The 24077-nt window shown below is 65.0% G+C and carries 21 protein-coding genes; 7 read left to right on the top strand and 14 right to left on the bottom strand.

From position 1 onward, the window contains the following. Positions 1–134 precede the first annotated feature (134 nt). On the top strand, positions 135–416 hold the full coding sequence (locus CXQ91_RS21605; RefSeq protein WP_146072409.1) for a hypothetical protein: 282 nt from the start codon (positions 135–137) through the stop codon (positions 414–416). Positions 417–747: 331 nt separating this feature from the next. Here the strand turns inward: CXQ91_RS21605 and CXQ91_RS21600 are convergent, their stop codons facing one another. The 12 genes from CXQ91_RS21600 to CXQ91_RS21545 all read right to left on the bottom strand — a co-directional run bounded on the left by CXQ91_RS21600 (position 748) and on the right by CXQ91_RS21545 (position 14127). Beyond that, positions 748–2256: an aldehyde dehydrogenase family protein gene (locus tag CXQ91_RS21600; RefSeq protein WP_104175929.1), complete on the bottom strand. Its 1509-nt coding sequence runs from the start codon at positions 2254–2256 to the stop codon at positions 748–750. After that, positions 2253–3041 (bottom strand): HD domain-containing protein, encoded by a 789-nt coding sequence (locus tag CXQ91_RS21595; protein WP_104175928.1) that lies wholly within the window; start codon positions 3039–3041, stop codon positions 2253–2255. Before CXQ91_RS21595 ends, CXQ91_RS21600 begins: the two co-directional genes overlap by 4 nt. A gap of 30 nt (positions 3042–3071) precedes the next feature. Beyond that, positions 3072–4379 carry an NAD(P)/FAD-dependent oxidoreductase gene (locus tag CXQ91_RS21590; protein WP_104175927.1) on the bottom strand — a complete coding sequence of 436 codons (1308 nt, stop codon included), beginning with the start codon at positions 4377–4379 and terminating at the stop codon, positions 3072–3074. A 2-nt stretch (positions 4380–4381) separates the two neighbouring features. Then, positions 4382–4702: a 2Fe-2S iron-sulfur cluster-binding protein gene (locus tag CXQ91_RS21585; protein ID WP_024367748.1), complete on the bottom strand. Its 321-nt coding sequence runs from the start codon at positions 4700–4702 to the stop codon at positions 4382–4384. A gap of 61 nt (positions 4703–4763) precedes the next feature. Further along, positions 4764–5561 carry an SDR family NAD(P)-dependent oxidoreductase gene (locus CXQ91_RS21580; protein WP_258074205.1) on the bottom strand — a complete coding sequence of 266 codons (798 nt, stop codon included), beginning with the start codon at positions 5559–5561 and terminating at the stop codon, positions 4764–4766. Next, positions 5554–7422, bottom strand: coding sequence for a PEP-utilizing enzyme (locus CXQ91_RS21575; protein ID WP_104175926.1), 1869 nt, complete (start codon positions 7420–7422; stop codon positions 5554–5556). The genes CXQ91_RS21580 and CXQ91_RS21575 overlap by 8 nt, the downstream gene beginning before the upstream one ends. A gap of 69 nt (positions 7423–7491) precedes the next feature. Then, the gene (locus CXQ91_RS21570) at positions 7492–8571 is read right to left on the bottom strand and encodes a PEP/pyruvate-binding domain-containing protein (protein ID WP_104175925.1); all 1080 of its coding nucleotides are present in this window, start codon (positions 8569–8571) and stop codon (positions 7492–7494) included. Positions 8572–8576: 5 nt separating this feature from the next. Continuing rightward, on the bottom strand, positions 8577–9854 hold the full coding sequence (locus CXQ91_RS21565) for a cytochrome P450 (RefSeq protein WP_104175924.1): 1278 nt from the start codon (positions 9852–9854) through the stop codon (positions 8577–8579). A 153-nt stretch (positions 9855–10007) separates the two neighbouring features. After that, positions 10008–10802, bottom strand: a complete 795-nt coding sequence (locus CXQ91_RS21560) for an IclR family transcriptional regulator (RefSeq protein WP_104175923.1) — start codon at positions 10800–10802, stop codon at positions 10008–10010. A gap of 128 nt (positions 10803–10930) precedes the next feature. Continuing rightward, positions 10931–11854 (bottom strand): DUF6282 family protein, encoded by a 924-nt coding sequence (locus tag CXQ91_RS21555; protein WP_104175922.1) that lies wholly within the window; start codon positions 11852–11854, stop codon positions 10931–10933. Between the two features lie 36 nt (positions 11855–11890). Beyond that, positions 11891–13276: an MFS transporter gene (locus CXQ91_RS21550; protein ID WP_104175921.1), complete on the bottom strand. Its 1386-nt coding sequence runs from the start codon at positions 13274–13276 to the stop codon at positions 11891–11893. A gap of 44 nt (positions 13277–13320) precedes the next feature. Beyond that, entirely contained in the window at positions 13321–14127 is an 807-nt protein-coding gene (locus tag CXQ91_RS21545) for an IclR family transcriptional regulator (protein WP_104175920.1), read from the bottom strand. 202 nt (positions 14128–14329) lie between these two features. Here CXQ91_RS21545 and CXQ91_RS21540 point away from each other — a divergent pair, with 202 nt between their 5' ends. Continuing rightward, positions 14330–15241 carry a hypothetical protein gene (locus tag CXQ91_RS21540; protein ID WP_104175919.1) on the top strand — a complete coding sequence of 304 codons (912 nt, stop codon included), beginning with the start codon at positions 14330–14332 and terminating at the stop codon, positions 15239–15241. 37 nt (positions 15242–15278) lie between these two features. Then, complete coding sequence (locus CXQ91_RS21535; protein WP_104175918.1) at positions 15279–16046, top strand: HpcH/HpaI aldolase/citrate lyase family protein; 768 nt, start codon at positions 15279–15281, stop codon at positions 16044–16046. A 227-nt stretch (positions 16047–16273) separates the two neighbouring features. On the opposite strand, the gene CXQ91_RS21530 is transcribed toward CXQ91_RS21535, so the two are convergent. Then, on the bottom strand, positions 16274–17455 hold the full coding sequence (locus CXQ91_RS21530) for a cation:proton antiporter (protein WP_104175917.1): 1182 nt from the start codon (positions 17453–17455) through the stop codon (positions 16274–16276). A 39-nt stretch (positions 17456–17494) separates the two neighbouring features. After that, positions 17495–17803, bottom strand: a complete 309-nt coding sequence (locus CXQ91_RS21525) for a hypothetical protein (RefSeq protein WP_219816570.1) — start codon at positions 17801–17803, stop codon at positions 17495–17497. A gap of 1038 nt (positions 17804–18841) precedes the next feature. On the opposite strand from CXQ91_RS21525, the gene CXQ91_RS21520 reads away from it, so the two are divergent. From CXQ91_RS21520 to CXQ91_RS24600, 4 genes are all read left to right on the top strand, one after another. Next, a complete protein-coding gene (locus CXQ91_RS21520) occupies positions 18842–19534 on the top strand; it encodes a histidine phosphatase family protein (protein WP_104175916.1) in 693 nt (230 codons plus the stop codon). A gap of 24 nt (positions 19535–19558) precedes the next feature. Further along, the gene (locus CXQ91_RS21515; protein WP_104175915.1) at positions 19559–20113 is read left to right on the top strand and encodes a DUF3090 domain-containing protein; all 555 of its coding nucleotides are present in this window, start codon (positions 19559–19561) and stop codon (positions 20111–20113) included. Next, positions 20113–20880 carry an SCO1664 family protein gene (locus tag CXQ91_RS21510; protein WP_104175914.1) on the top strand — a complete coding sequence of 256 codons (768 nt, stop codon included), beginning with the start codon at positions 20113–20115 and terminating at the stop codon, positions 20878–20880. Before CXQ91_RS21515 ends, CXQ91_RS21510 begins: the two co-directional genes overlap by 1 nt. Before the next feature lie 2366 nt (positions 20881–23246). Then, a complete protein-coding gene (locus CXQ91_RS24600; protein WP_146072408.1) occupies positions 23247–23588 on the top strand; it encodes a hypothetical protein in 342 nt (113 codons plus the stop codon). The last annotated feature ends 489 nt before the right edge of the window (positions 23589–24077 follow it).

Genomic DNA, 24077 nt, shown 5'->3' with positions numbered 1-24077 from the left:
CCGCACCAGCCGCCCCGACCCACGCCGGCATCAACTACAAAACCAACCAGCTGTCACAAACAGCTTGATATATACCGAATCCGGCCCGAACCGGACCCAGTACGACCCGATCCGAAGCCCAAGGTGTGCACATTGTGCACACCCTTCATTTCCTTCCCGGCAGGCAATCCCAGTCCGTCGGAACTGGCAGCAGCATACGATACCGACCCGCCCGAACCAATACGACACGAGGCACCCGCACTGGTCCGCCCGGGACGCTCTTCGCTGACCTTGCCGGCCTGACCCTGATCGCCTTCGACCCGATCTCGATCACCGTCATCATCCTGATCGTGATGGGCATCGCGCTCGTGGCCTGCACGCTCCCCGCGGCCCGCGCCGCACGTGCCAATCCGATCGAATCCCTGCGGTACGAGTAAACCCGCCGGTGCTGCGGCTCCCCCCATGAGATCCAACACCGGCGAGCGCATGGAATATTCACATTGAAGGTCGCTGACCAGCAGCCGGGGCAGCCGGGCCGAGTGCCTGATGTTTAACCCCAGGAGGGCGGAGATCGGCCGAGAACTCGTCCGGCTCGGCGATGACGTCCTCGCCAGCCTTAGGGGCGTGGTCTATCAGGAGGCGCTGCCGATCGCTACCCGGACCTCATCATCACAGTCGCAACCGCCGACCAGAACCTGTCCTTGAATGGCGGAGCAACTGCCGGCGGCCAATTACTTTCCGCCACCCGAACTCACGGGCACCTGTGACTTACGCGCGACGGTGAATGGACTTGTAGCTCAGGTACGCGTTCAGGCCTTCGATTCCGTATTCGGTGCCAAGACCTGAGTCGTGCCGGCCGCCAAAGGGGGCGGCATGGTTGGATGCGAAGAAATTGATGCCCACGGAGCCGGTGTCCATCCGGTCGGCCACCTTCAGGGCAGCGTCCGCATCCTGTCCGAACACCAGACCGCCCAGCCCGAACTCGGTGTTGTTCGCCAGCGCTACGGCCTCGTCGACATCGTCGTATTTCAGAATGCACAGGACCGGACCGAAGATCTCCTCGCGTGAGATCCGCATCTCCGGAGTGACGTCGGCGAACACTGTGGGCTCCACGAAGTAGCCGCCTTCAAGGCCACCGCCTAACGACGCCGCACGCCCGCCTGTGGTGGCCCGCGCGCCTTCAGCCAGGCCGGAGTCCACGTATTCCAGCACGGTGCGGTACTGGGATTCCGTGGCGCACGGTCCAAACACGGTGTCCGGATCGAGCGGGTCACCCTGCTTCCCGGCGGCAATCGTGGCCGTGACCATGTCCACGACCTCGTCATAGCGGCTCGCCGGGGCGAGGATGCGGGTGGAGATGTAGCAGGTCTGGCCGGTGTTGCGCATGGAGGACCGGATCAGCACCTTGGACATGGCGTCCAGGTCCGCGTCCGGCAGCACAACGGCACTGGACTTCCCGCCCAGCTCCAGCGTCACTGGGCGCAGCAGCTCACCGCAGGCCGCGGCAATTTTCCGGCCCACCGGCGTCGAACCTGTGAAAGCCACCTTGTCAACGCCCGGGTGCTTCACCAGCACATCCCCCAGCCTGCCGGAACCGGTGACGAGGTTGACCACGCCGGCCGGGACTCCCGCAGCGGCGACGGCATCGATGATCACCCGGAGCGAGAGCGGCGTTGGCGACGCCGGCTTGATCACCACGGTGCAGCCGGCCAGCAGCGCCGGGGCCAGCTTGATCACGACGAGGTTGATCGGGAAGTTCCAGGGCGCGATCAGCGCGCACACACCGATTGGTTCGCGTCGGACCACGGACTCGCCGCCGCCGTTGGGGAAAGCCCGCACGTCCTCGCGTTCAAGATAGCCGGCGAGGGTGGCGAAGTACCGGAAAATGCCCGCGGCGTTGGCCGCGGCCCCCGCGGATTCCGAGACCGGCGAGCCGTTCTCCCGGGTGTTCGTCAGCGAGAGCTCCTCGGCGCGCTTCTCCACTTCCTCGGCGATGCGCAGCAGGTACGCCGCCCGCTCGGACGGCGTCAGCCGCGGCCACTTGCCGTCGTCGAAAGCCCTGCGGGCGGAGCCGACAGCGGCGTCGACGTCTTCGGGGGTTCCGTCCGGAACGGAGCCCCAGACTTCGCCCGTGGCGGGATCGGTGACCGGGTTGCGGCCGGTGCCGCGTGCCGGGGTCCAGGCACCGTGGACGAAGATGTCCTCCACGTGCGTGTACGGCAGCTTGAGCCCGGCACGGGCGGCCACAGCGGGAGCGTCGTGCGTGGCCGCGGTCATCGGATCACTGCCGTCTTGAGCAGGGCGGTGGAGCGGTTCAGATCGGCCGCCGCCATGTCGTGGGCGGCCTGGGTGATGAGCTCGGGCACGATTTCCGCGGTTAGGCGGTCCGTGTAGGTGGCCGGGTCCATCTTGAACCAGGAGGAGGCCAGGGCAATCCCCGCCTGGTCGAAGCGCCACAGCCGGTCGGCGTCGCGCATCAGTGCGTCTTCCAGCGACTGTGCCACCGGGCGGGTGTCGTGGCCGTCGATGATCTCGCAGACGCGCTCAATGAATTCCTCGGAATAGCCAAGGCCCGGCAGCACCCGGCGGGCGACGTCGCAGCCCTGCTTCTCGTGTTCGAAGCGGATGGCGGCCTTGCGCCAGTCCCCCGCAAAGCCCTCGGAGATGATGCGGGATTCATCTACATGGGCCCAGCCGGTGTCGTGCAGCAGCGTGGCCACCCGGACCAGCCCGGCGTCGGCCTCGGGGTAGGCACGGCAGAGCCGCTCGGCGAAAGCGAGGGAGATCGGCAGGTGGATGTCGTTGCCGCGGGTGCGGGTCTCGTGCGCCACGGCCTTCCAGAGCCCGTCGAGTTCCTGGAGCGCTGCCGGTGTGGTGGCGATCGGGGCGGTGTCCACCGGTCCCGGTGCCGGAACGGGGCGGACCGGGTACGCGGCGGCGAAGCGGGCAGCAGCGGGACTGACTGCCGCCGGATTGGCTGCTGCCGGGTCGCCGGACACGATGTGGCCGGAATCCTGGCTCGCGGTGCCGGGGTCGGCAACCGGGGTCTTGGGGGTGGTCATAATGCTCCTTCGGGTGGGCCGGCCGGCTGGCTAGCTGTCCGTGGTGATCGTTTTGAGGGGGGTGGCCGGGTCCGCGGCGGCGTCGGCGGGGATGTTCTGCCCCTTGGCCAGGGCGTTTTTCACGGCCATGAAGTCCAGCGGCGCATTGACGCAGTCCGCGGCGATGACCTGGCCCTGGCGGTAGTAGAGGACGCTGAATTTCCCGCGTTCCTCGTCGCGCCGGAGCACGGTCCGGTCATAGCCGTTGCAGAGTCCGGCGATCTGGAGTTTGAGGTCGGCCTGGTTGGACCAGAACCACGGGATGCCGGCGTATTCCTCGCGCCGGCCGGTGAGTGAGTAGGCGGCCACCTTGGCGTGTTCGATGGCGTTGTTCACGCTTTCCAGCCGGATCCGCTCGCCAGGTTCTGATCCGGGCACGGGATTGGGCATGTTGGCGCAGTCGCCAATGGCCACCGTGGTGCCGTCCGAGGCCAGCGCGAAGCGGTCTACGACGATCCCGTTGTCCACGGTCAGGCCGATCTGTTCGGCGAGTTGGGTGTTGGGGATGACGCCGATGCCCACCAGCACTATCTGCGCGGGCAGCACAGTGCCATCCTGGAGTTCGACGGCGGCAACTGAAGTTCCGCCGTCGGCCCCGGTGAAGCGCGTGGCGCTGGTGTTCAGCCGGATGTCCAGGCCGCGGGCCCGGTGTGCCTGCAGGAAGTACTCGGCAGTCTCCTCGCCCACGGCCCGGCCAACGAGCCGGGGGCCGAATTCCAGCACGGTGACGTTCTTGCCCATCTTCTGCAGGCTGGACGCAGCTTCGAGGCCGATGAACCCGCCGCCGATCACCACAACGTCCTGCGCGTCCCCCACCCTGGCCTTCAGCGCCAGGGCGTCGTCGGCGTTTCGCAGGTAGAGCACGCCGTCGAGGTCCCCGCCCTCGATCTCCAGTTTCCGGGCGCGGGCGCCCACGGTGAGGGCCAGCCGTTTGAAGGGGAACTGCTGGCCGGAGGATGAGTGCGCCACGCCGGAGCCGTCGGCCTCCTTGTCGATCCTGACGATGTATTCGCCCTTGATCAGGTCCACGTTGTGTTCGGCCCAGTACTCGTTGGAGCGGAAGATCAGGGATTCGCTCTCCACCGTGCCCTGCAGGAACTCCTTGGACAGGGCCGGGCGCTGGTAGGGGCGGTGGTCCTCGTCGCCGAGCAGGGTGATGTGCTCGTCGAAGCCGAGCGCACGGAGGGAAACCGCGAGCTGGACACCGGACTGGCTCGCGCCGATGATCAGCAGGCCGGTGCGGGTGGGTACGCTTTGGTCCGCGACGGGAGCCGGCTGCTCGGCAGTGTGGGCGCCCATCGCTACACCTGGGTTTCCGGCGTGGTGACGAACAGTTCGAGCTCGTCGGTCAGCCGGAGCTGGCAGGACAGCCGCGAGTTGTCCTCGCGGTCCACGGCGGTGCCGTAGAGCATCTCGTCCTCCATATCCTCCATCGGCGGGAGCTGCGGGAGGCAGTCCTCGCGGACGAACACATGGCAGGTGGCGCAGGACAGCGATCCGCCGCATTCGGCCACGATGCCGGGGACGCCGTTGCGCACCGCGGTTTCCATGACGGAATCGCCGGGATTGCCCTGGACGTCGCGGACAGCGCCTTCGGCGTCGGTGAAATGGACCGTTGGCATTGGTCCTCCTTAGGGTTGGACTTGGGGTTGAAGTCGGGAAGTGGAGCGGGAAGTGGAGCTGTCAGATGAACTGGCGGCCGCCGTCGACCACCATGGTCTGCCCCGTGTAATAGGAACTGTCCGGCCCGGCCAGGAAGAGCGCCGCGCCCACAATGTCCTCCGGCTGGCTGGCCCGCTTGATCGCACCGCGGTCCACGCCATAGTTTTCGGCGTTCTCCATCAGCCCGTAGCTGGCCTCGGTGAGGGTGAACCCGGGGGCGATCGCATTGACCGTGATCCCCCGGCGGCCCAGTTCCTTGGCCATCACCCGGGTCAGGGCCACCACCCCGCCCTTGGAGGCGACGTAGTGCAGCCACTGCTCCGAGCCGCTGAAGATCGTGGCGCTGGAGAGGTTGATGACGCGCCCGCCCTCGGCCAGAAACGGGCTCGCGGCGCGGGTCACGAGCCAGGGGCCCTTGAGGTTCACGTTCATCACCAGATCCCATTCCGCCGGATCGATGTCCTCGAACGGGCTACGGGTCACCCCCGCATATACCGCGGCGTTGTTAAGCACGACGTCGATGCTTCCGTTGCCGAACTCCGCGCAGCTTTTCGCGAGGGCCTCGGTGGAGTCGACGCTGGTGACGTCGGCGTGGAAGGCTGCCGCGTCGGCCCCGGTGTCCAGGACCAGCTTGGCCGTTTCCTCCGCGCCGTCGAGGTTCACGTCCGCCACCGCGACGCGGTAGCCGCGGCGGCCGAAGCCGAGCGCGAACGCCCGGCCCAGACCGCCGGCGGCACCGGTGATCAGGACGGTGCGGGCAGGCTGCCCGCTTTGGCCCGAACTCGCATCGTCTGCAGGGGTCATCGATGCATCAGACATGGCTGTGACTGTGCGCGCCCGGTCCTGCGACGACCAATTCGTCTTCGGCGTCGAGGATCTGGACCGTGCCCTTGGTGCCGTCCACCCGCAGCCGCTGGCCGGTCTTGATGGTGGTGGACGCCGAGCCGGTCCCGGTGACGGCCGGGAGGCCGTATTCCCGGCACACGATCGCCGCGTGGCTCATCATGCCGCCAATGTCCGTAACCGTGGCCTTGATCTTGCCGAAGATCGGGCCCCAGGACGGTGCCGTGACGGTGGCCACCAGGATTTCGCCCTGCTGCACCTCGGAGAGCTGGTCCGCATCGGTGACCACGCGGGCCAGGCCTTCGACGACACCGGGCGAGGCGGCCATGCCGCGCAGGCCGCCGCCTTCCACCGCCTCGCCGGCGCCCAGCCACTGCTGGACCTGTTCCGTGGTGATACCCCAAAGCATCCGGGTGAAGGGTTCGGTGATGATTTCCGGGGGCGTGTTCAGAGCCGGGGCCGGGCGGGCGGTCTTGAGCGCATCCACGATCCCGCGGCGGCGCTCAATCTCCTCCGGCCAGTAGTCCGGGCCGATCGGTTTGGCGCCGACGCCCCAGCCGGTGACCAGGTCGAAGAGCGCGTCGCGGACCTCGTTGCGGCCCAGGTACAGCAGGTCGTCCGGTTCAGTCCAGAAGCCCTCGGCCTGCATCATGCGGCTGAGCTCACGGATCTTGCGCCAGAAGACGCCCATGGTCCAGTGCTCGATATAGAAGTTGTGGTTCTCCACGTACGGGTAGGCGGTGGCGGCAAGCCCGCGCTTGGCGTCGAAGAGCGCCTGGTTTTCGCCTTCCAGCAGATCCCGGTATTCCTCGATGATGCGGTCACGTTCGATGATCAGGGCCTCGATCGGGCGCATGATCTCCTGGCCCTCGTCCACCCGGCGGATGTAGTCCGCAATATAGCCGAGCGGGATTTCCTGGTGTTCGTTCCAGTACTTGTCGTGGCCGTAGAAGCCGTTGCCCACGGTGAAGTTGAACCACGGGTCCTTGGCGGCCTCGTACTGGGCCGTCCAGCGGTCCCCGCCCGGGGCCGCCGCGATGGCTGCCAGGGTGGCCTCGACGTCGTCCGTATTCCCGAAGTGGGCCTGCAGTCCGAGCTCAACGGCGAGTTTGGCGAGCTGCTTGAGCTCGTCATCGGGGCGGAAGAGTTCCATGTCCACACCCTGCACCATGGTGGCGATGGACTGGTCCGGGATGTTGGGAAAGACCTGCTTGCAGAAGTTGAAGAAGTCCAGGTAGGCGATGTAGCCGAGGTTGAGGAACTCGAAGTGGTACTGCCAGTTCTGATAGGCCAGCTGGATCAGCCGGTCGTAGCTCTCCAGCAGCTTCTCGGAGCCGTCCTTGCCCTTTCCGGAGAGGATGTCCTCCATCGGGACCATGTCCGGGAGTCCGGGGAAGGAGATGGTTTCCATCTCGTCGATGGTGCCCTTGACCTTGACGTGCCACTGCTTGAGGAGCTGGTCCCAGTTCTGGAAGTAGTGGCCCACGCGCTGTTCGAACAGGGGCACGCGGGCGGCGATCTGGTCCTCCGGCACGGGAATGGGCGACATGTAGAGGTATCCCAGGTGCACCCGGAATTCGATGCCGTTGGCGTTGGGGATCATCAGGTGCCGGGCGTTGTACTGGCCCAGGCACTTGACAGCGAATTCGCCGCCGATGGTCTCGAAGGGCTTGAAGACGGTGGGCCAGTGCTGGCTATCGCAGAACCAGAACTTGGCGTCTTCCTGTTCCTTGAGATTGTCCTGGAAGACCAGGTAATAGGGGTAGATCTTTTCCCAGCCCTCGGCGCCGGCGGGGACCGCAAGCTCGGAGGGTTTGGGGAAGGACTTCAGGGACATGGCGGTCCTTTCAATACGGGCTCGGCGTTGAGCCTGGGTGATGGAGCAGACGAACGGCAAAATCGGGTGTTAGGCGGACGGCTTGAGCGTGCCGGCACTGAATCCGCTGAAGTAGCCGCCGGAGACCACCGGCTGCGGGGCAGTGTGCGTGGATGCCTTGGAGGAGTGCACGGTTTCGGGGCGGGACTGCAGCAGCAGGAGGTTTTCGCCGTCGGGCAGGTCCGCGTCGAGGGCCCACTCGATGTCCTGCGGGCACTTGTAGTGCTTCTCCGCACGCTTGGCCATCTGCGCGACGGCGGTGAGCTCGGCGTCGCTGAGGCTGCGGCGGCCGCGGCGTTCGGCGTCGACCTCCTGCTCCACCAGCCGTCCCGCAACGGCATCCGGGACGAGTTCGGCGTGCTTGTCGCCGAGGTGCTCGGAGGTGACGGCCAGGGTGACCTTGTCCAGCATGATGTTGTCCGGGGTGACCTGGCCGGAGACCACCATCTCGCCGACCCCGTAGGAGGAGTCGATGGTGATCTTGGACCGGTCGCCGTTGGTGGGGTCCATGGTGATGGCGACGCCGGAGACACGGGCGTTGACCATCTTCTGCACCACGACGGCCATGGAGAGGCCTTCGTTGGGGATGTTGTTCTTGAGCCGGTAGATGATGGCGCGGGAGGTGAAGAGCGAGGCCCAACACTGCCGGATGTGCTCGGTGACGGCCTTGACGCCGGCGAGCCAGAGGTAGGTGTCCTGTTGGCCTGCGAACGAGGCATCCGGGAGGTCTTCCGCGGTGGCGCTGGAACGCACGGCCACCGGGACGGGTGCGTCAAAGCGGGACATCAGGGCCTCGTAGGCACCGACGGTCAGCGCCCGCATCGCTTGCGGTACCGGACGCGAGCAGATGTCCTCGCGGATGGCGGCAGAGACCTTGTCCACCTGGCCCATATCCTCGGGGTCCAGGTCGGCGAGGAGCTGGTGGATGTGCCGGGTGATGCCGGCTTCCTCCATAAAGGTGTCGAACTGGGCCGTCGTGACCACAAAGCCGGGCGGGACGGGCATGCCGGCGGAGGTCATGGTGACCAGGGAGGCTCCCTTGCCGCCAAGGTTTTCGAGCTTCGGTTCCAGGCCGCCGTCGAAGAACTGGATGAATTCGTTGCTTTGCATATTTCTCAGGCCTTCCAGCTGACGGGGACGGACTCAGGGACGCGGAACGAGAGGTTTTCCCGGAAGGTGATGGCTTCCGCGTTCTCCAGCTGCAGCGCCGGGGCGAGCCGGGCCACTTCCTCGAGCGCGATTTTGGCCTGGAGTTTGGCGAGCATGTTGCCCAGGCAGTAGTGGATGCCGAACCCGAAGGAGAGGTGCTCGCGAGCGTTGGGGCGGGTGATGTCGAAGTCTTCGCCGGCGTTGAATTTGTTCTCGTCGCGGTTGGCGGAGCCCATCAGGAGCAGCAGCTGCGCGCCCTCCTCAATGGCGACGCCGCCAACCTCGGTGTCCTTGAGGGCCTTGCGGCGCCAGCCGACGATCGAGCCGGCGTAGCGCAGGACCTCGTCAACGGCGGCGGGGATCTTCTTGGGGTCCTCGACGAGCTGCTGCCACTGCTCGGGCCGGGACAGAAGCTCGCGCAGGGCGTTGGAGATCAGCGTGGTGGTGGTTTCGTGCCCGGCGAAGAGCAGGCTGTAGAGGACGGAGGCGATCTCGTGGTCGGAGATCTCGGCACCTCCCTGCTGCGACTTCACCAGGTCCGCAGTGAGGTTGTCGCCGCCTTGCTCGTGGGCCAGCTTGACCAGCCGGAGGCATTCCTGCCAGTACTCCACGAGGTTGTGGGCGTGCGGAATTTGTTCCTCGTCGCTGAGGTCGCCCCAGGTCATGGCCGCGCGGGAGTCGCTCCAACGCTTGAAGGTGTCCACCTGGGAGACGTCCGCACCGATGAGGGTGAGGATGGTGATAGTGGGGACGTCGTAGGCGAGGTCCTTGACCATGTCGCCGCGGTGTTCCGGGCGCGCCAGCATCTTCTCGATCAGTTCGACGACGTTCTGCCGGATGAAGGGCTCCAGCGCCTTGTAGCGGCGCGGCGTAAAGGCCTTTTGGACCACGGCGCGGATGCGGGTGTGCTCCGGAGGGCGGCGGGCGGACAGGCCCGAGTAGGCGGTGAAGCCGCCGTCTTCCATGATTTTCGTCGCGGCGGGGCCGCGTTCGCGGACGGAGGCCTGGGCGTTTTCGCTGGAGAAGGTCTCCCAGTCCTCGAAGACGGCCTTGATGTCGTCATAGCGGGAGACGACGTAGAGGCCGACCCGCTCGTCGAACATCACGGGCTGCTCGGCCCGGAGTTCGGCGTACGCCGGGAAGGGGTCCTTCATCTGGAACGGCTCGTAGCCGTGGTGCCCTGCGGGTGCTTCGGCGCCGTGTCCAAAGGGACAGCGGCCGGCCGTTTCCGTCGAGGGTGACATCTAAGCTCCTTGGTTTTCGGTCCCGCCGGCAGCGCCAGTGCATGCCGGGGTTCTTATTCACCAGTGTGGCCCGCATTACCCGCCTCGGGCCGAACTTCTTCCACTGAGCGGAAGCGAGTTAGTCTGCGTGCCCGGCGGGGCGGGAAACGCGGCTCAGTCGGTAAGCGCGGCGTGGCTGCCCAACAGTGTTTCCAGCGGAATCCGGGCCGTGGCGCGCTCAATCTGGGCGGCGATCCCCCGCAGGACAGGAAGGTGCCGGGTCATCGTGGCAGCCTGGTCGGTGGGCAGCACGAGGCCAATCGACGCTCCGATCCTGCCAGTATGGAACACCGGGACGGCAATCGAGCAGGATCCCAGCCGTACTTCCTCCAAGGTGGTGGCGTAGCCCTGCTCACGGATCCGGGTCAGCTCTGCGGCCAGCTGCTTGGGGTCCACGTGGGTGTGCGCTGTGTGCCGCTCCAGCTGCCGGTTCAGGTAGGCGTCACGGACCCAGTCCTCTTCGAAGGCGAGGATGACCTTTCCGACGGCGGTCGCGTGCATGGGAAGCCGGCCGCCGATCCGACCGGCGCGGGGCACCCGCCTGGAGCCGTAGACCCTGTCGATGTAGAGCACCTCGTGGCCGGCCCTGACCGCCAGGTGCGCGGTTTCGCCGGTGAGCGAAAACAGGTCCTGGACAAAGGGCCGGGCCGCGTCGCGGAGCTGCCGCCCGGTGTTCTGGGCGAGCTCCCAGAGCCGGATGCCCAGCTGGTAGCGGCCGTTGGGTTCGCGGGACAGGAGTCCCCAGTCGGTGAGCTCGGTGACCAGCCGGTGGGCGGTGCTCAGCGGCAGCCCCGATTTTTCGGCAATGTCGGTCAGGCTGAGGGCGCCCCGGGACTGTTCAAAGGCCTCCAGAATGGCCAGCACCTTGGACGTCACCGTCCGGCCTGGTTCGCGGCTCCCGCCCGCCATCGCGACTCCTTGTCCGGTATGCGCCCATTGCAGACGGTCGCCGGGCCGTCCGATCAGAGTCTAGTTCGCGGGAGGGCGGCCGGATATCAGCAGCCCTCCTCCCCTGACGTGCATTTTCTGGGCCCGATTTATCCGTCCAGAACGCGTCCGGTGTTCACGGCAACGAGTTTTCGGACGTCTTCCCGGCTCACGCCGGCGTCGAGGAGTTGGCCCAGGACGCGCTCGTAGGCGTTGATGGGGAACGGGTTGTTTTTCTGGCCGAGGTCTGAACCGATGATGGTGTTGTCGATTCCCACGGCGTTGATGAAGCTGAGCATGGTATCCACGTTCCACTGGAAGAACGTTGTTCTGTCGTCGTACTGAACCAGTCCGTGCTCTACAACGGCGCCGAGCTCGACCCATTCCCTGGCCTGGGCGGGGTTGGCCTCAATTACGAAGTTCGGGTGGTTCACCACCATCCGACGCAGGCCCATCTTGTTTGCCGCGCGGAGCACGGCCGTGATTTCGAACGGGGACATGTGACCCGTGGAGAGGATTGCGTCCGCGTCCTTAACCAGCTGGAGGACTTCGAGCGTTTCCGGGAGCAGGGTTCCAGCGTCGTCGAGAACGGCGATGGGTGTGGTTTTACGCAGGGTGATGCTGGTGGAGGGGAATTTCAGGTGTTCTTCGCGTTCGTGGACGCAGATGTGCTGTTCAGAGGACACGGTGGGCATCCAGACCATGCGACCGCCCATTTGGAGGCTGAGTTCGACTGCGTAGGGGTTGATGCCGCCGACGTAGTTGTTCAGTGCCACGCCGCTGTAAACGGGGATGGGCAGGCCGCCGATTGCGTCGTCGACGGCGGCAATGTCGGTGACCATGCTGTGGTGGTGGGACTTGACCAGGATGGCCCTGAATCCCGCTGCGTGGGCCTGGTCGGCTACACCGCGGATGCCGATGTTGCGGGGGAAGGGCGAGGGCGCGGGGTGCACGTGGAGGTCGACGGCGCCGACGAGGAGTTCGGGGATTCTTTCGTCGGTGAAGACGTGTTCGTCAGTTGCAAGGGTGGTCATGGATTCTCTCCTTGGATGCGGGTGGAGGTTTGGCGTCTAGACCGGGGAGCTGGCCGCTTCGTCAGCTGGTGAGCCCATGTCGACGTCGCGGGTTTCGGGGCCGAGGTAGGCGCCGGCCGCGAGCAGCAGGCCGCCGATGACGATGAGGACTACCGGTGTGTATGCGATAGGCATGAAAGCGGTCAGCCCGCTGAGGTAGAAGGTGTAGAAGGCCGGGATGATCAGGGCGAAGCTGTAGCCGATGCCGTAGCCGCTTGCCCGGATTGCCGCGGGGAACCGCTCGGTGAGGTAGGCCGCGATCGGGCCGAAGGCCGAGATGGTGAAGACGTCGATCACGACGGCGAGGATGGTTACGGCCACGAGGTTCTCGGCCGGGGTGTTCAGCAGGACGATGAACGCGGCGGAGGCGACGGAAAGGGCTGTGAGGCCGAAACCGATGTAAAATCGCCGGCGGCCGAGTTTCTGGGAGAGCGCCGCGGCGCCCAGGAAGCCGCCGATGGTGATCACGGACGCGATCAGCATGATGACGCTGACGGTTTTGTCCGGCACGCCGACGGCGTTCTTCAGTGTTGCGGGGAGGATGGCGGCCGCGACGTTTGTGAGGAACCACAGGCCGGTCATGAGGATGAAGACCTGCATGAGGCTGCGGCGGTGTCGGCCCAGGAAGAGGGCCCGAACAGGCGATTCTTTCGCTGCCGATGCTTCAAAGTCCGGGGCCTCTTCGACGTGGCGGACGTAGTAGACGAAGACAGCGGCCGCGAGGAGTCCGCCGATGATGAAGGGGATGCGCCAGCCCCACTGGACGTAGGGCGAGTCGACGCTTCCTGCAGGGAGCACCATGAGCAGTACGAAGGTCAGCACGGCAATAGTGGCGTTGGCGAGGGGGTTGGTGGCCGTGATCAGGCCGCTGGCGAGACCGCGGCGTTTCTTGGGTGTCCATTCCATGGCCAGCGGGACGGCGGTGCTGTATTCACCGCCGAGGAAAACTCCACCGATGAAGCGCAGGAGGACAAGGAGCACGACCGACCAGATGCCGACGCTTTGGTAGCCGGGAAGGAACGCGATGCCCAGGGTGGCCAGTCCGAAGCCGGCCAGCGCTACGAGAGTGAGCTTGTGCCGTCCGAATTTATCCGCGAAGTGGCCGAAGATGGCCGAACCCAGCGGACGGGCGATCAGGGTGGAGGCAAAGACGAGGGCAGCGATCGTGGCCGCGGTTCCCTTGTCCATTTCCGGGGGTTGGAAGTAGATCATGGCCGGGGCCAGGGTGATGATGGGCAGGTAGATGTCGAACTGGTCCGCGTAGTAGCCAAAGATCCCGCCTTTGAGCGCGGACCGTCCGGGATTGGGTTTGCCGGCGCCAGTGTCCGATGCGTTTGGCAGGGCTTGCGGGGCAGGGGTTTCAAGGGTTTCGTGTGTGGACATCGTCGTCCTCCGTTGGGGTTTTTGGGGATGCATGAGCGTTTGGTTTAGTTGCGGCGTGCTTCAACAGCGGCCGAGCGTGCCGTGGTGGTGTTGCGCCTGGTTCCGCCGCCCAGCGCGGCCGACAGTTCCGCGGCCACTGTGGCCACGTCCCACGCCGCCTGCGAATCGCGTTCCAGGCCAAGGACGTGGTTGGTGGCGACAAGGGCGAGCGAGGCGCAGATGCCATGCTCATCGAAGGTCGGCGCCGAGACTGCGTTGACGCCGCCCAGGTCAGGGCTGGTGGCCACGCCCGTTTCCCGGGTCCGTTCGATTTCTGCCCGAAGAGCCTCCTGCTGTTCCGGCGGCAGGGCCGAGAGCATCCGTTCGGTCCGGAGCTGGTCCGAGGTGAATGCGAGGAACACCTTGGCCTGGGCCGAGCTCAACGGCAGCTGGGAACCCACCCGGACGGAGACCACCACGTTGCGGCTGGTGTCTTCTTCCACCCGAGAGACCACCGGTCCGGCGGAACCCCACAGGCTCAGGACGGCCGTCATATGTGCGCCTGAACTGAGGTCGCGCATCAGGGCCGGAGCTAGGTCAAGGACCTTGCGCTGGCTCAGTGCGAAGGTGCCAAGCTGGAGGAGCAGGCCGCCCGGAGCGAAGGAGCCGATGGCATGCCCGCGCTCCAGCAGACCGGCCGCAACAAGAGAGTTGCAGTAACGGTAGACCGTGGACCGGTTCATCCCCAGGAGCTCGGCAGCCTCGGCAGCCGTCAGCTGGGGCCGATTCGGACCAAACAGCTGCAGGATCTGCGCGGCCCGCGTGACGGCTTGGATATCCGACGCGGAGCCGGAGGTGGTTTCTTCAGACATGGGATGCTCTGTTCATTTTGTTCGTATTGATAATTTAAGGTTCGCCATGCGGGCCCATTAGTTGATACTCTAAGTGAACTGCACCACAAGTACAAGCACCTTCGCAGGTAGCAAGCCGTCGGCCCTCGGCCCGATGCGAACATCAAGTTCGCAATGTGATGGCGAAACAGTCAACCCGAACTGAACAAGGGAGAGATCCACCATGTTTGATAAGTCAGATCCACGCGCCGGTTTGGGACGCCCCCCGGCAACAACGAACTCCCTGGCGCCGGACGCCGCCATTGCGGCCGCCCACTACGCAGAGTTCGACGGCGAACCAAGCCAGGTCAGTCCCCTGGGCAGCCCCACTTGGATCGTTCGCGGCCAGAACTTCATCGTGGCCTACTCCCGCCTGTCGGCCGGGGACGAGTTGCACCGGCCGGCAGGCCAGAACGAATACGTCGTGATCCTGCACCAGGACGATGCGATGGTCACCATCGACGCAGCGGGCGCCCCGGCTACGGTCAAAGGCCAAAACCTCGTCGTGGTTCCCGCTGGCGAGTCCGTCATCAGGGCCGACCAGCCCACCGACGTCGTCCGGGTCTTCGACATCAACACCCGCGACCTCGCCGCACACGCAGCCAACGCCGCCGACTACCTTCAGGACCATCCCCGCGTGGCGCCCCTGGAGGCATGGCCTGCCCCTACCGACGGCGACAAACTGCGCATCTACCCGCTCGATGACATCGCACCCGAGCCAGGACGGTTCGGGCGGATCTTCCGCACCCGCACCCTCATGATCAACTACATGTACCCCACCGACGGACCGCGCGACATCTCGAAGCTCTCCCCGCACCACCACGACGACTTCGAACAAGGCTCACTCGCTGTCCGCGGGAAATTCACCCACCACATCCGCACACCCTGGACCCCGGACATGAACCAGTGGCGCGAGGACGAACACACCCCCGTCGGCAGCCCCTCACTCGCCATCATCCCGCCGCCGACGGTCCATACCACCCGGGCCACCGGCGCCGGAACGAACATCCTCATCGACATCTTCAGCCCGCCCCGGGAAGACTTCTCCGACCAGCCCGGCTGGGTACTCAACGCCAACGAATACCCACGCAAGTAGAATCCCCGCCGCTCACTACGTTCGAAGAAGGGCCCCTATGTCCATCCTCAACACACCCGGGTCGGTCGGCACCTGGGTCAAACTACCAACCATCGAAACGGTGCAGATCCTCGCCCACGCCGACTACGACTTCGTGGTCATCGACCAGGAACACGCCCCGATCGATATCCGCACCGCCTACCAGCTCATCAACACAGCAACATCCGAAGGCCTGCTCGCCCTGGTACGCGTCCAAGAGCTCAAGCCCTCGACCATCCAACGGATCCTTGACGCGGGGGCGGCCGGCGTTCTAATCCCGCACATCGACACCCCCGAGCAGGCCGAACTGGCCGCCCGGTCCGTCCGCTTCCCACCCAGGGGCATCAGAGGAGCAGGAAGCACCAGCCGCGCCGGACGATGGGGCACCCTCCCCACAACGGAATACCTCGCATCGGGCAACGAGACCGCACTCTGTATCCCCCAACTCGAAAGCAAACTCGCCATCGACAACGTCGAGAAGATCGCGGCAACCGACGGCGTCGACGCCCTGTTCATCGGCGTCGCCGACCTCAGCATGGACATGGGAACAACACCCACCGACCCCGAAGTCATCCGACTCTACCTCCACGCTTTGGACGCCGCCCACCAAGCCGGAAAACCATGCGGCTTCGCATCCGGAACCGCTGCCGGCGCCCGCGCCGCACTGGACCAGGGATTCGACTTCGTCATGGCCAGCAGCGACACCGCCATGCTCGTGACTCAAGCCTTGGATATTGCCAGAACAATCAAGAACAACAGGCCTAGTCAGGCTCCGCGGCGCCGGTGACTTTCCGTGGCGTATCCGGTGCGCTGCATTTTCATGCCGGCGAGGCTGCTTCCTGGGCATGGCCGGACCAAATTTGTTCCGCACACCCCAGAATTCCTTTCCTACAACTTCCAGGCCGGGGAATTTCTGAGATTCTGATAAGGGTCCCCGGACGATGGCTTCACGGGACCGGCCACAGCATGCAGCTCAGAGACTGGCGGAAGTTGCGCTGCCGCTTAGGCGAACTACTAAGCCAAGGTCGGGCCGTCCCCGGATGGGTTGCCCGCCGGCGCCGGGGCGGGCTGTGTAAACGAGCGGGCGGCCCGTGAGCCCGCGGCGGTGCTCGCCCCGATAGTGATCAGGGCGCCGAAGATCATGGCCGCGGCCTCTCCCGGTTCCAGGAGATGCAATTGTGAGCCGATAGTGGCGGCGGCAACGGGCACTCCTAACTGGGACGCTGCAAGCACCGCGAGCGGCAGAGGCTGGCCCAGTAGCCTCAGGCTTCCATGGACCAGCAACGTTCCCACACCAAGGCAAATCCCGAGGAGAACCATTTTGGGGCTTCCCGCAACGGCGCGCAGATCCAGCGATGCGCCCAGCCAGACGAAGAACACTGGCCCTAGAAAGCCATCGCTGACGGCGAAGAGTTGATGAGCCAATCGCCGCGGTTCGCCCACCGCTGCCACCACCAGACCGAAGGAGAACCCAGCCAGCATGATGGACACGTGGCCCGCCACAGCAAGACCGGAGAGCGCGAACAGCAAGGCAAGTTGGATCCTCAGCTCCAGGGCGAACTTCCGATCCTCGGACACGTCATGCATCCGTCCGCGCGTGCCGCTGCGCTCCAGCCAGCGAAGCACAAAAAACAAAACCGCGGCGCACGCCGCGACGACGGCTGCCCCTACGGCAGCCCTCGGCGCATTGGGTGGGTCGACGGCAAGCGGAAGCGCCACAATGCAGGCGATGTCCGCCACCGCCACTTGCGCCGTCGTCGTCAGGACCTTTGGCCCCCTCAGCCGCAGCGAATCGACGATCGGCAGGACCAAGGCAGCCGAAGAGGAAGCGAGCAGAACGATGTAAAGGGGAGCATGGCCGGTGCCGAAGGCAAAGGCAATGCCAATTCCGACGGCGGCCGCCAGCACTCCGGCGATGCCGGCACGCAGCACGCCCGCGCCCAGTGCCGGGCGGATGGCTTCGTCCCTCACTGGGACATGCGTTCCGGCGACGAACATGATGAGGGCGAACCCGACGTCCGCCACAAAAGTGAACGCGGGATCCGAGGAGTCCACCAGACCCAAACCCGTGCGCCCGACGGCGATACCAGCCAGCAACTGCCCGAGAACCACGGGAAGGTGCCATTTCCGGGAAAGTGCCAGCAGCGGCCCGAGTAGCGCGACCGCGGCGATCAGCGAAAGCTGAAAGAACGACACTTTCCTCCTTCCACCGGCATTGCGGCTGGCTTGCGGTAGTTACCGCGGCGCATCAGCCAGTTTGAGTGGAATGTCGGTGTTTTCGTCCGTGTAGTAGCTTGCGCATACCCGATGGTAGCCATCGGCCACCATTGCGGGAATCCCTCGGGCCAGGTCGCCCCTGACCATCAGGATGGGCGAGAGCTTCTTGCCTTCCTTGATCTTCTTCAGGTCCGAGGCGACGTGGGCGTTGTCCTCGGGCAGCAGCACCAGCCTCGCGGCCCGGAGAATGTCCTTGGCCTTGCGATGCTGGATGGGGGCGACCTTGAGCGACGCGACAATGGCGGCAACGACGTCGGCGGATTCCACTAAGGAAAGATAGTCCGCCGCGCCCGGATAATCTTGCTCCTCAGGCTGCGGTCATAGCCCGCCGCGGCCTCGCCCCGCGTACAGAATGTTCCGTCATCACGGCTTCATCATGCTGGGCAGGTGATCCGCAGTCCACCCCGACGCCTCAAAATGCACCAAACAGCCACTCCACGCCCCTGAGTGCCAGGCGCACCGAAGCTGGATCAGCGCCGGGGCGGCGCCAACGTGCTTCCGGCGGTAAAGACACGAGGGAAAAGCTCGTGCCGCACAGGCGCAGAGCGGCCGCGCATCAAGTCCCCCCAGGACTTCCAAGGCACGGCGGGCCACGGCTTCCACCGGGATACGGAGCGTTGCCAGCCCCAGAAGGTCCAAACCCATGCCCACCCCCACAGCCGGTGACCGACACATCGTTCGGCACGTCCAGGGACGCGGCCCGTGCCTGGCGCACGAAGGTCAAGGCCCGCACGTCGTTCGGGAACATCGCAGCGGTGACCTGGCCAACGCTCCCCCCAACGCTTTATGACCCACGGCTGCCTCGCGGACATGAAGTCCATTGGGACTTCCCTTCGCCAGGCGTGCGAGCAGTTCGAGTAGTTCCGAACCAAGATGGGCGCTGCGCTGGCGCAAGCCGCCATTTAGTAGGCGTTGAGGCGGGCCGTTCGGGCCGCGTCGTCGCCCGCCGTCGTCTCCAAAGAGTGCCCGCGCCCTGGTTCTGGGCGCACAGCGCGGGGTCGGTGTGGTCCACCACAATTAATGGCACACGACCCGCTCTGAGAGTGCGGGAACTACTGGATCCGACGCGGAGCGGGTACAGGACGTCCTCCATGCGGGGGTCGACTTCAACCGGGGGTTCTGGCAGTGCCGGTTCTTCCGGTTTTGCTGCGGCAGCCATGGGCTGGTCAATGCGTGCCGAGCCCGTCTGGGCGGCTCTAAGCGCGTCGGCGTGCTTGAAGGGTTCCCCCAGTGCTTTATCTGCCTGTTCGACGCGCGACCCGGTACGGTTCACACCGCCATCGAGCGGGTGGTTAGGCTGGGTGGATGGCGACAGTTATTCTCGTGCGGCACGGCCGCACCACAGCCAATGCCACTGGACTGCTGGCCGGTCGGGCCGTCGGCGTCAGCCTCGATCAGATCGGGCGCGACCAGGCGGCTCTGACCGGAGACCGGCTCGCGGCCGTGCCCGTAGTCGCGGTGGTGTCGAGCCCTCTTGAGCGTTGTCAGCAGACCGCCCAGCTCATCCTCGATCGCCAGGCTGGCTCGCCGTACGCGCCGGTCGATCTCGATCTCACCGAGTGCGATTACGGCCAGTGGCAGGGCCGCACGCTCAGTGATCTCGCGACCGAGGATTTGTGGCCGGTTGTGCAGTCCCAACCGTCGGCCGTCGTCTTTCCCGGCGGTGAATCCATGGCCGCGATGCAGGCTCGGTCGGTGGCAGCGATTCGACGCCACGATGCAGCCTTCGAAGCCGAGTACGGGCCAGGGGCCGTGTGGGTGGCGGTGAGTCACGGTGACATCATCAAGTCAATCATTGCCGACGCGCTCGGCATGCACCTTGACCTGTTCCAGCGTATTAACGTGGGCCCCGCCTCCGTATCGATCGTGCGCTACGGCGCTAGCCGGCCGAGCGTTTACGCGACCAACACCGACGCGGGTGATCTGTCGTGGCTGTCGAACGGCATCCATTCTGGCGATGCGCCGGTGGGCGGCGGTGCAGGGCAAAAGGCGCCATGAACCTCATGTGCCTAGAATACTGACATGCCTACACGTGTTCACGAGTTTGCCTGGCCTGATCGGGTCGTCGTTGGCACCATTGGACTTCCGGGGGCGCGCACTTTCTACCTGCAGGTGCGGGCAGGGACGCAGATCGTGAGTATTGCCCTGGAGAAGCAGCAGTCGGCTCTGCTCGCGGAGAAGATCGACGAAATTCTCGACCAGCTCATCACCGTCGAGGGCAACCCCTTCAGCGTTCCCACGAGCACTCCCATTGAACTTGTCGACAATGATCAGCTCGAGGCCGTTCAGGAGCAGTTTCGCGCCGGAGCCATGAGCTTAGGTTGGGACCCAACCACGGCCCAGGTCGTAGTAGAGGCCTACCCCATCACCGATGTCGAGGCTGATGACAACGACGAATCGCTTGATGAGGACGGCGCTAACGAGCCCGAAATGCTGCTGGTGCGAATGCCGGTCGGCGCCGCCCGCGCATTCGCCAAGCGCACCCGTGAGATCGTGGGCGCCGGGCGTCCGACGTGCTCGCTCTGCGGTTACCCCATAGACGCCGACGGGCACATCTGCACCCTTCCCGAGGCCTGATGCCAGCACCGGACCTAGTGACCGCCGAGCTGACGCTCACCGGCCGCATCACGACGGCTTCAAACGCTACATTTCTGGGCAGCATCGGCGACGTGGTGGTCGTCTATAAGCCGATAGCAGGCGAAAGTCCGCTGTGGGATTTTCCGCACGGCACCCTGGCTCAGCGGGAGGTGGCCGCCTACCTGGTCTCACAGGTCCTCGGCTGGGACGTCGTGCCGCAGACCTGGCTGCGCGATGGTCCGCTGGGCGAAGGAATGGTGCAGCTCTGGCAGGAGCAGGACCCCGCCCAAAGCGCCGTGAACCTGATCGCGGCGGACCACGTGCCGGAGACGGGCTGGAAACACGTTCTCGAGGGACGAGATGAGAACGGACGGATGCTCGCCCTCGTTCACGAAGACTCGCCAGCGCTCAGACGCCTGGCGGTGTTCGACATGGTCGTCAACAACGCCGACCGAAAAGGCGACCACATTCTGGCCATGACGGACGGACACCGGCACGGTGTGGACCATGGGCTCACCTTCCACCGTGACCACAAGCTGCGCACGGTGTTGTGGGGATGGCTGGGAGACGCTCTGACCACCGAGGAACACGACGGCATCGATCGTGTCAGCGAAGGACTGCGCGGTGGGCTGGGCCGAGACCTGGCGGACTTGCTCAGCGCCGAAGAAATCGCATCGCTCGCCGCGCGCTGCACCCGGTTGCGCTTGGCAGGGCGGTTTCCGGCTCCGAGCGGTGAGATGTCGGCGGTGCCCTGGCCGCTGTTCTAAGGGAATTACGGCTACGGGCTTCGCAGGCTGTGTCACGTTGATGGCATGGATCTTGACGTAGCGACGGAGCTCATCATCACTCAGCCCGGAGAATTGTTGGCGTAGCTGGACAGCTCGAAATGAACAGCCGGACTGTACACAGGACGCTTCAGAAATGCATCTGGGCGGGCGCGGACACGATGACCAAGGACTCCTTGGGGCCAGGCGAGACCTACCCGGATAGCCCAACAGCTTGCGGTGTCCCTCCCCCAGGCAGCGCCTTCTGGTGACCAATCATCGCTGGGCGGTGCCTGCACGCAACCCGGGCACTCATACCCAGCACGGATCTCCTCTAGCAAAGACACCACAAGAGCAGACGGCTAATTCGGACACGCTACATAAGTAAGAGCAGATGACCACGAAAACGCTCACGTCACCGCCACAGCCGATCTGATCAGCCTGATTGGCCGCAGCGTCCGGCCAGAAGCACGTGCCCGATTGTGACGGCGGCAGTCCGTCCGGAACTGGCCACGGCTTCATTCCCCGCCGGCAGACGGACTGGTGCCCATCAGTCGGGGCATGGCTTCAACCGATTCTCGCGGCTGATCACAATCGGAACAGAAATCGGAACTCATGCCGTCCCGCTCCCCCACCTCCACGAACCAGCAGAAGCAACTTCGCTGTTTGTCATTCTGATCCCCATCCTCGCTGGGCGGGTCCTCCTGCAACCAGGGCGCTGCGCACCGCTCACGATCCAAAGTTTCGTTCGGCGCTCCTCCGTCGCTTATTTCCTCGCGAAACTCTGAACGGTCCCCGGTTCCCCAAGTTTGCACTTCGGACCCTCAAACCCAGCGGTGACTCCGCTATTAGAACAACGCACAAATCTGACAGACACACCCGGTGCCCGCCAGCCGCCGACTACCTGTCCATGCCATTGCCGCCAGCGTGCTCGTCGCCGTGTTCCGGAATGACGGTCCGTGACGGTCCCGTGACTGAGAGGCGCGGCAGCCGCCTCGTCTACCGCTGGCCCGTGCGGGACGCCTTTCTTAGCGGTGCCATGTCCCTGGGAGGAAACGATAGGCGCTTGTCCACCTATGGACAGGTATTACGGATGAACCAAACCCGTACCGCCCCCGGAAGAAGAGTCCGGATCCCACACACCTCCGCGCTGTCTGCGGATCGTGCGCCAGCCACAGATCACCCCAAAGACGTTCCCGCTGAACCCGGAACGTCCTAGGAAACTACGGTCCTGGCCACAAAGTCATGTCGCCTGAAACAGAAAACTTCATGACGAGGTGAAGACAGAACCATGAGGAAGGACCAAAATGCAGGTCGAACAGCCGCCCGTGGACAGTGTGTGGACAATGTCCACACACTCTTTGGCCGGACAAACACGCAGTGAGTGGACTCTGTCTGGTTCGGAGAAGCAGCTGTCCGAGGCAGACCGTCGGCGAGACCTCGGCTTCATCATGTCGTCACCACAACTCCTGGCCATGAATGAGTGAGGGCCAACAACTGGCCACCGGAACAGCCAGATAGGACGACCCGCAACCCTAGATTCCAGCAGGCGGAAGGCCCACCAGCCAGGACCCTGACCCCGCCGCCCCACACAACCGAACAGGCTACCGCGGCGCCAGGCACAGACCGCGGACAGCGTCAGAGGGACCCGCGGAGGGTCAATGTCCGCACATTAAAGCAAAAACCCCTCTGACGAGGGGTTATGCGTGCCCGAGGTGGGACTCGAACCAGACTCCCACCCTCGCAAATCCGCCACTCCCCCGAAAACATCCCGAATCCGGCCCGATCCGACCCCTGTACGGCCGAGTCCGCAGCCCAAGGTGTGCACAATGTGCACACCCTTTTTCTTGACAGATTTTGAGCACTCACAACCAGCTGCCGCCCTCCCCACCACGGAGCTCGCAGTGCCGGTTTCCCCGGCCACGGACTAGCTCCGGGGTCCTCCACGGCCCTTTCGACTCCCGTCCCAGTCCAGGCAACACCGCGCGTTAGCCCGTCTTCAGCTTGCTGAGAAGAGCAACACGCACGGCGGGATTGTCTTGCCCTAGATCAATCGATCCCGCCATCGCGTCCCCTATGCGCTCCATTGCGTCGCGGGCCGTACGCATGTGCACCCCGTGGGCCGAAATGCTGCAGGACCCAACGGACGTGCTGCGCCCGTGGATCACGACCATGGGAATCACTTCCACCTCGGGCCCGAGCAGGGACCGGTACCCAAAGGCGGCGGCGTGCATCCAGTTCGCCTTGCCTTGACCGTACCCGTCAGAGCGTACAATCAGATCCTTTTCCCCGGCCGGGCGCCATTCGTACTGGCCCCAGCGATAGAGCTTAGAGTCCAGCAGGTAGACAACGTTCCCGAACGCAACCGCATGGTCAACATCAGCGTCCTGGCGTCCCGGGAACTGCAGCCCGTGGAATACGGCGGTTCCCGGGATTCGCAGCAGAAGTTCCAGCAGAAGCGCTGTACTTCCCTCGCCCCCGCCTCAACCCTGCCCCGACCGAACTTTTCCGCCGCGGCCAGGACACCGCCCGGGCTACCAAAGATGCGGCCACGGTTGGCCTCCCGCCTCGCATCTTCCCGCGCCTCCCGTACGGCACCGGACCACGCGACGAAGATCGCGAAGATCAGTGCCACTCCCGCCAAGAGGACACCCAGAGTCACGGGCGCGATCTGGTACAAGCTCACGTGCACGAGGACGGCGGTCCAGTAAATCACCGGCATGGCCACCACGACAGCTATCACGACCAACGCGATCAGTAGCACGGACCTACGAGCGGCCCGCCGCGTCGCAGCACGGTACTGCGGCGTCGGGTCCGGGCGTACCCGGCCGTGTGCCCGGTACCAATGCCAGACCTCGGGCCGGACAGTTCATGTCTCAGGACTTCGTGGACAGTTGATGTCTCGGGACGTCAAGGCTCACCATCACACGCAGTAGGGAAAATTCTGGTTCTCTTCGCTTTCCGAGCTCCTCGAATCGGCCGCGTGACGCTGGATGAAACTCCTGGAATAGGCTACGAAATAGACCGGTCCCCCGCTTGTTTCGATTAGCCGATAGCAGCGCATATGTCCCCCTCGGGCTTCAGGGACGCGCGGATAAACGGGCGGAAATGGACTAACGCGGGCTTCATTCGGCCTGCGTGCGCATATTGTCGGCAGCCTGGCGATGGCCCCGACGGCACTACCTTTAGGCGGGATGGGG

The organism is Arthrobacter sp. Y81 (genome assembly GCF_002929335.1).
Taxonomy (GTDB): domain Bacteria; phylum Actinomycetota; class Actinomycetes; order Actinomycetales; family Micrococcaceae; genus Arthrobacter.
This window is presented reverse-complemented; position numbering and strand designations above follow the sequence as displayed.

Bases quoted from the DNA above. Each gene is read 5' to 3' on its own strand.
- CXQ91_RS21540 (WP_104175919.1), top strand. From the start codon at position 14,330: ATGTTTGATAAGTCAGATCCACGCGCCGGTTTGGGACGCCCCCCGGCA.
- CXQ91_RS21580 (WP_258074205.1), bottom strand. From the start codon at position 5,561: ATGTCTGATGCATCGATGACCCCTGCAGACGATGCGAGTTCGGGCCAA.
- CXQ91_RS21520 (WP_104175916.1), top strand. From the start codon at position 18,842: ATGGCGACAGTTATTCTCGTGCGGCACGGCCGCACCACAGCCAATGCC.
- CXQ91_RS21545 (WP_104175920.1), bottom strand. From the start codon at position 14,127: ATGTCTGAAGAAACCACCTCCGGCTCCGCGTCGGATATCCAAGCCGTC.
- CXQ91_RS24600 (WP_146072408.1), top strand. From the start codon at position 23,247: ATGGTCAACATCAGCGTCCTGGCGTCCCGGGAACTGCAGCCCGTGGAA.
- CXQ91_RS21535 (WP_104175918.1), top strand. From the start codon at position 15,279: ATGTCCATCCTCAACACACCCGGGTCGGTCGGCACCTGGGTCAAACTA.
- CXQ91_RS21575 (WP_104175926.1), bottom strand. From the start codon at position 7,422: ATGTCCCTGAAGTCCTTCCCCAAACCCTCCGAGCTTGCGGTCCCCGCC.
- CXQ91_RS21585 (WP_024367748.1), bottom strand. From the start codon at position 4,702: ATGCCAACGGTCCATTTCACCGACGCCGAAGGCGCTGTCCGCGACGTC.
- CXQ91_RS21510 (WP_104175914.1), top strand. From the start codon at position 20,113: ATGCCAGCACCGGACCTAGTGACCGCCGAGCTGACGCTCACCGGCCGC.
- CXQ91_RS21570 (WP_104175925.1), bottom strand. From the start codon at position 8,571: ATGCAAAGCAACGAATTCATCCAGTTCTTCGACGGCGGCCTGGAACCG.
- CXQ91_RS21555 (WP_104175922.1), bottom strand. From the start codon at position 11,854: ATGACCACCCTTGCAACTGACGAACACGTCTTCACCGACGAAAGAATC.
- CXQ91_RS21515 (WP_104175915.1), top strand. From the start codon at position 19,559: ATGCCTACACGTGTTCACGAGTTTGCCTGGCCTGATCGGGTCGTCGTT.
- CXQ91_RS21550 (WP_104175921.1), bottom strand. From the start codon at position 13,276: ATGTCCACACACGAAACCCTTGAAACCCCTGCCCCGCAAGCCCTGCCA.
- CXQ91_RS21560 (WP_104175923.1), bottom strand. From the start codon at position 10,802: ATGGCGGGCGGGAGCCGCGAACCAGGCCGGACGGTGACGTCCAAGGTG.
- CXQ91_RS21595 (WP_104175928.1), bottom strand. From the start codon at position 3,041: ATGACCACCCCCAAGACCCCGGTTGCCGACCCCGGCACCGCGAGCCAG.
- CXQ91_RS21600 (WP_104175929.1), bottom strand. From the start codon at position 2,256: ATGACCGCGGCCACGCACGACGCTCCCGCTGTGGCCGCCCGTGCCGGG.
- CXQ91_RS21590 (WP_104175927.1), bottom strand. From the start codon at position 4,379: ATGGGCGCCCACACTGCCGAGCAGCCGGCTCCCGTCGCGGACCAAAGC.
- CXQ91_RS21565 (WP_104175924.1), bottom strand. From the start codon at position 9,854: ATGTCACCCTCGACGGAAACGGCCGGCCGCTGTCCCTTTGGACACGGC.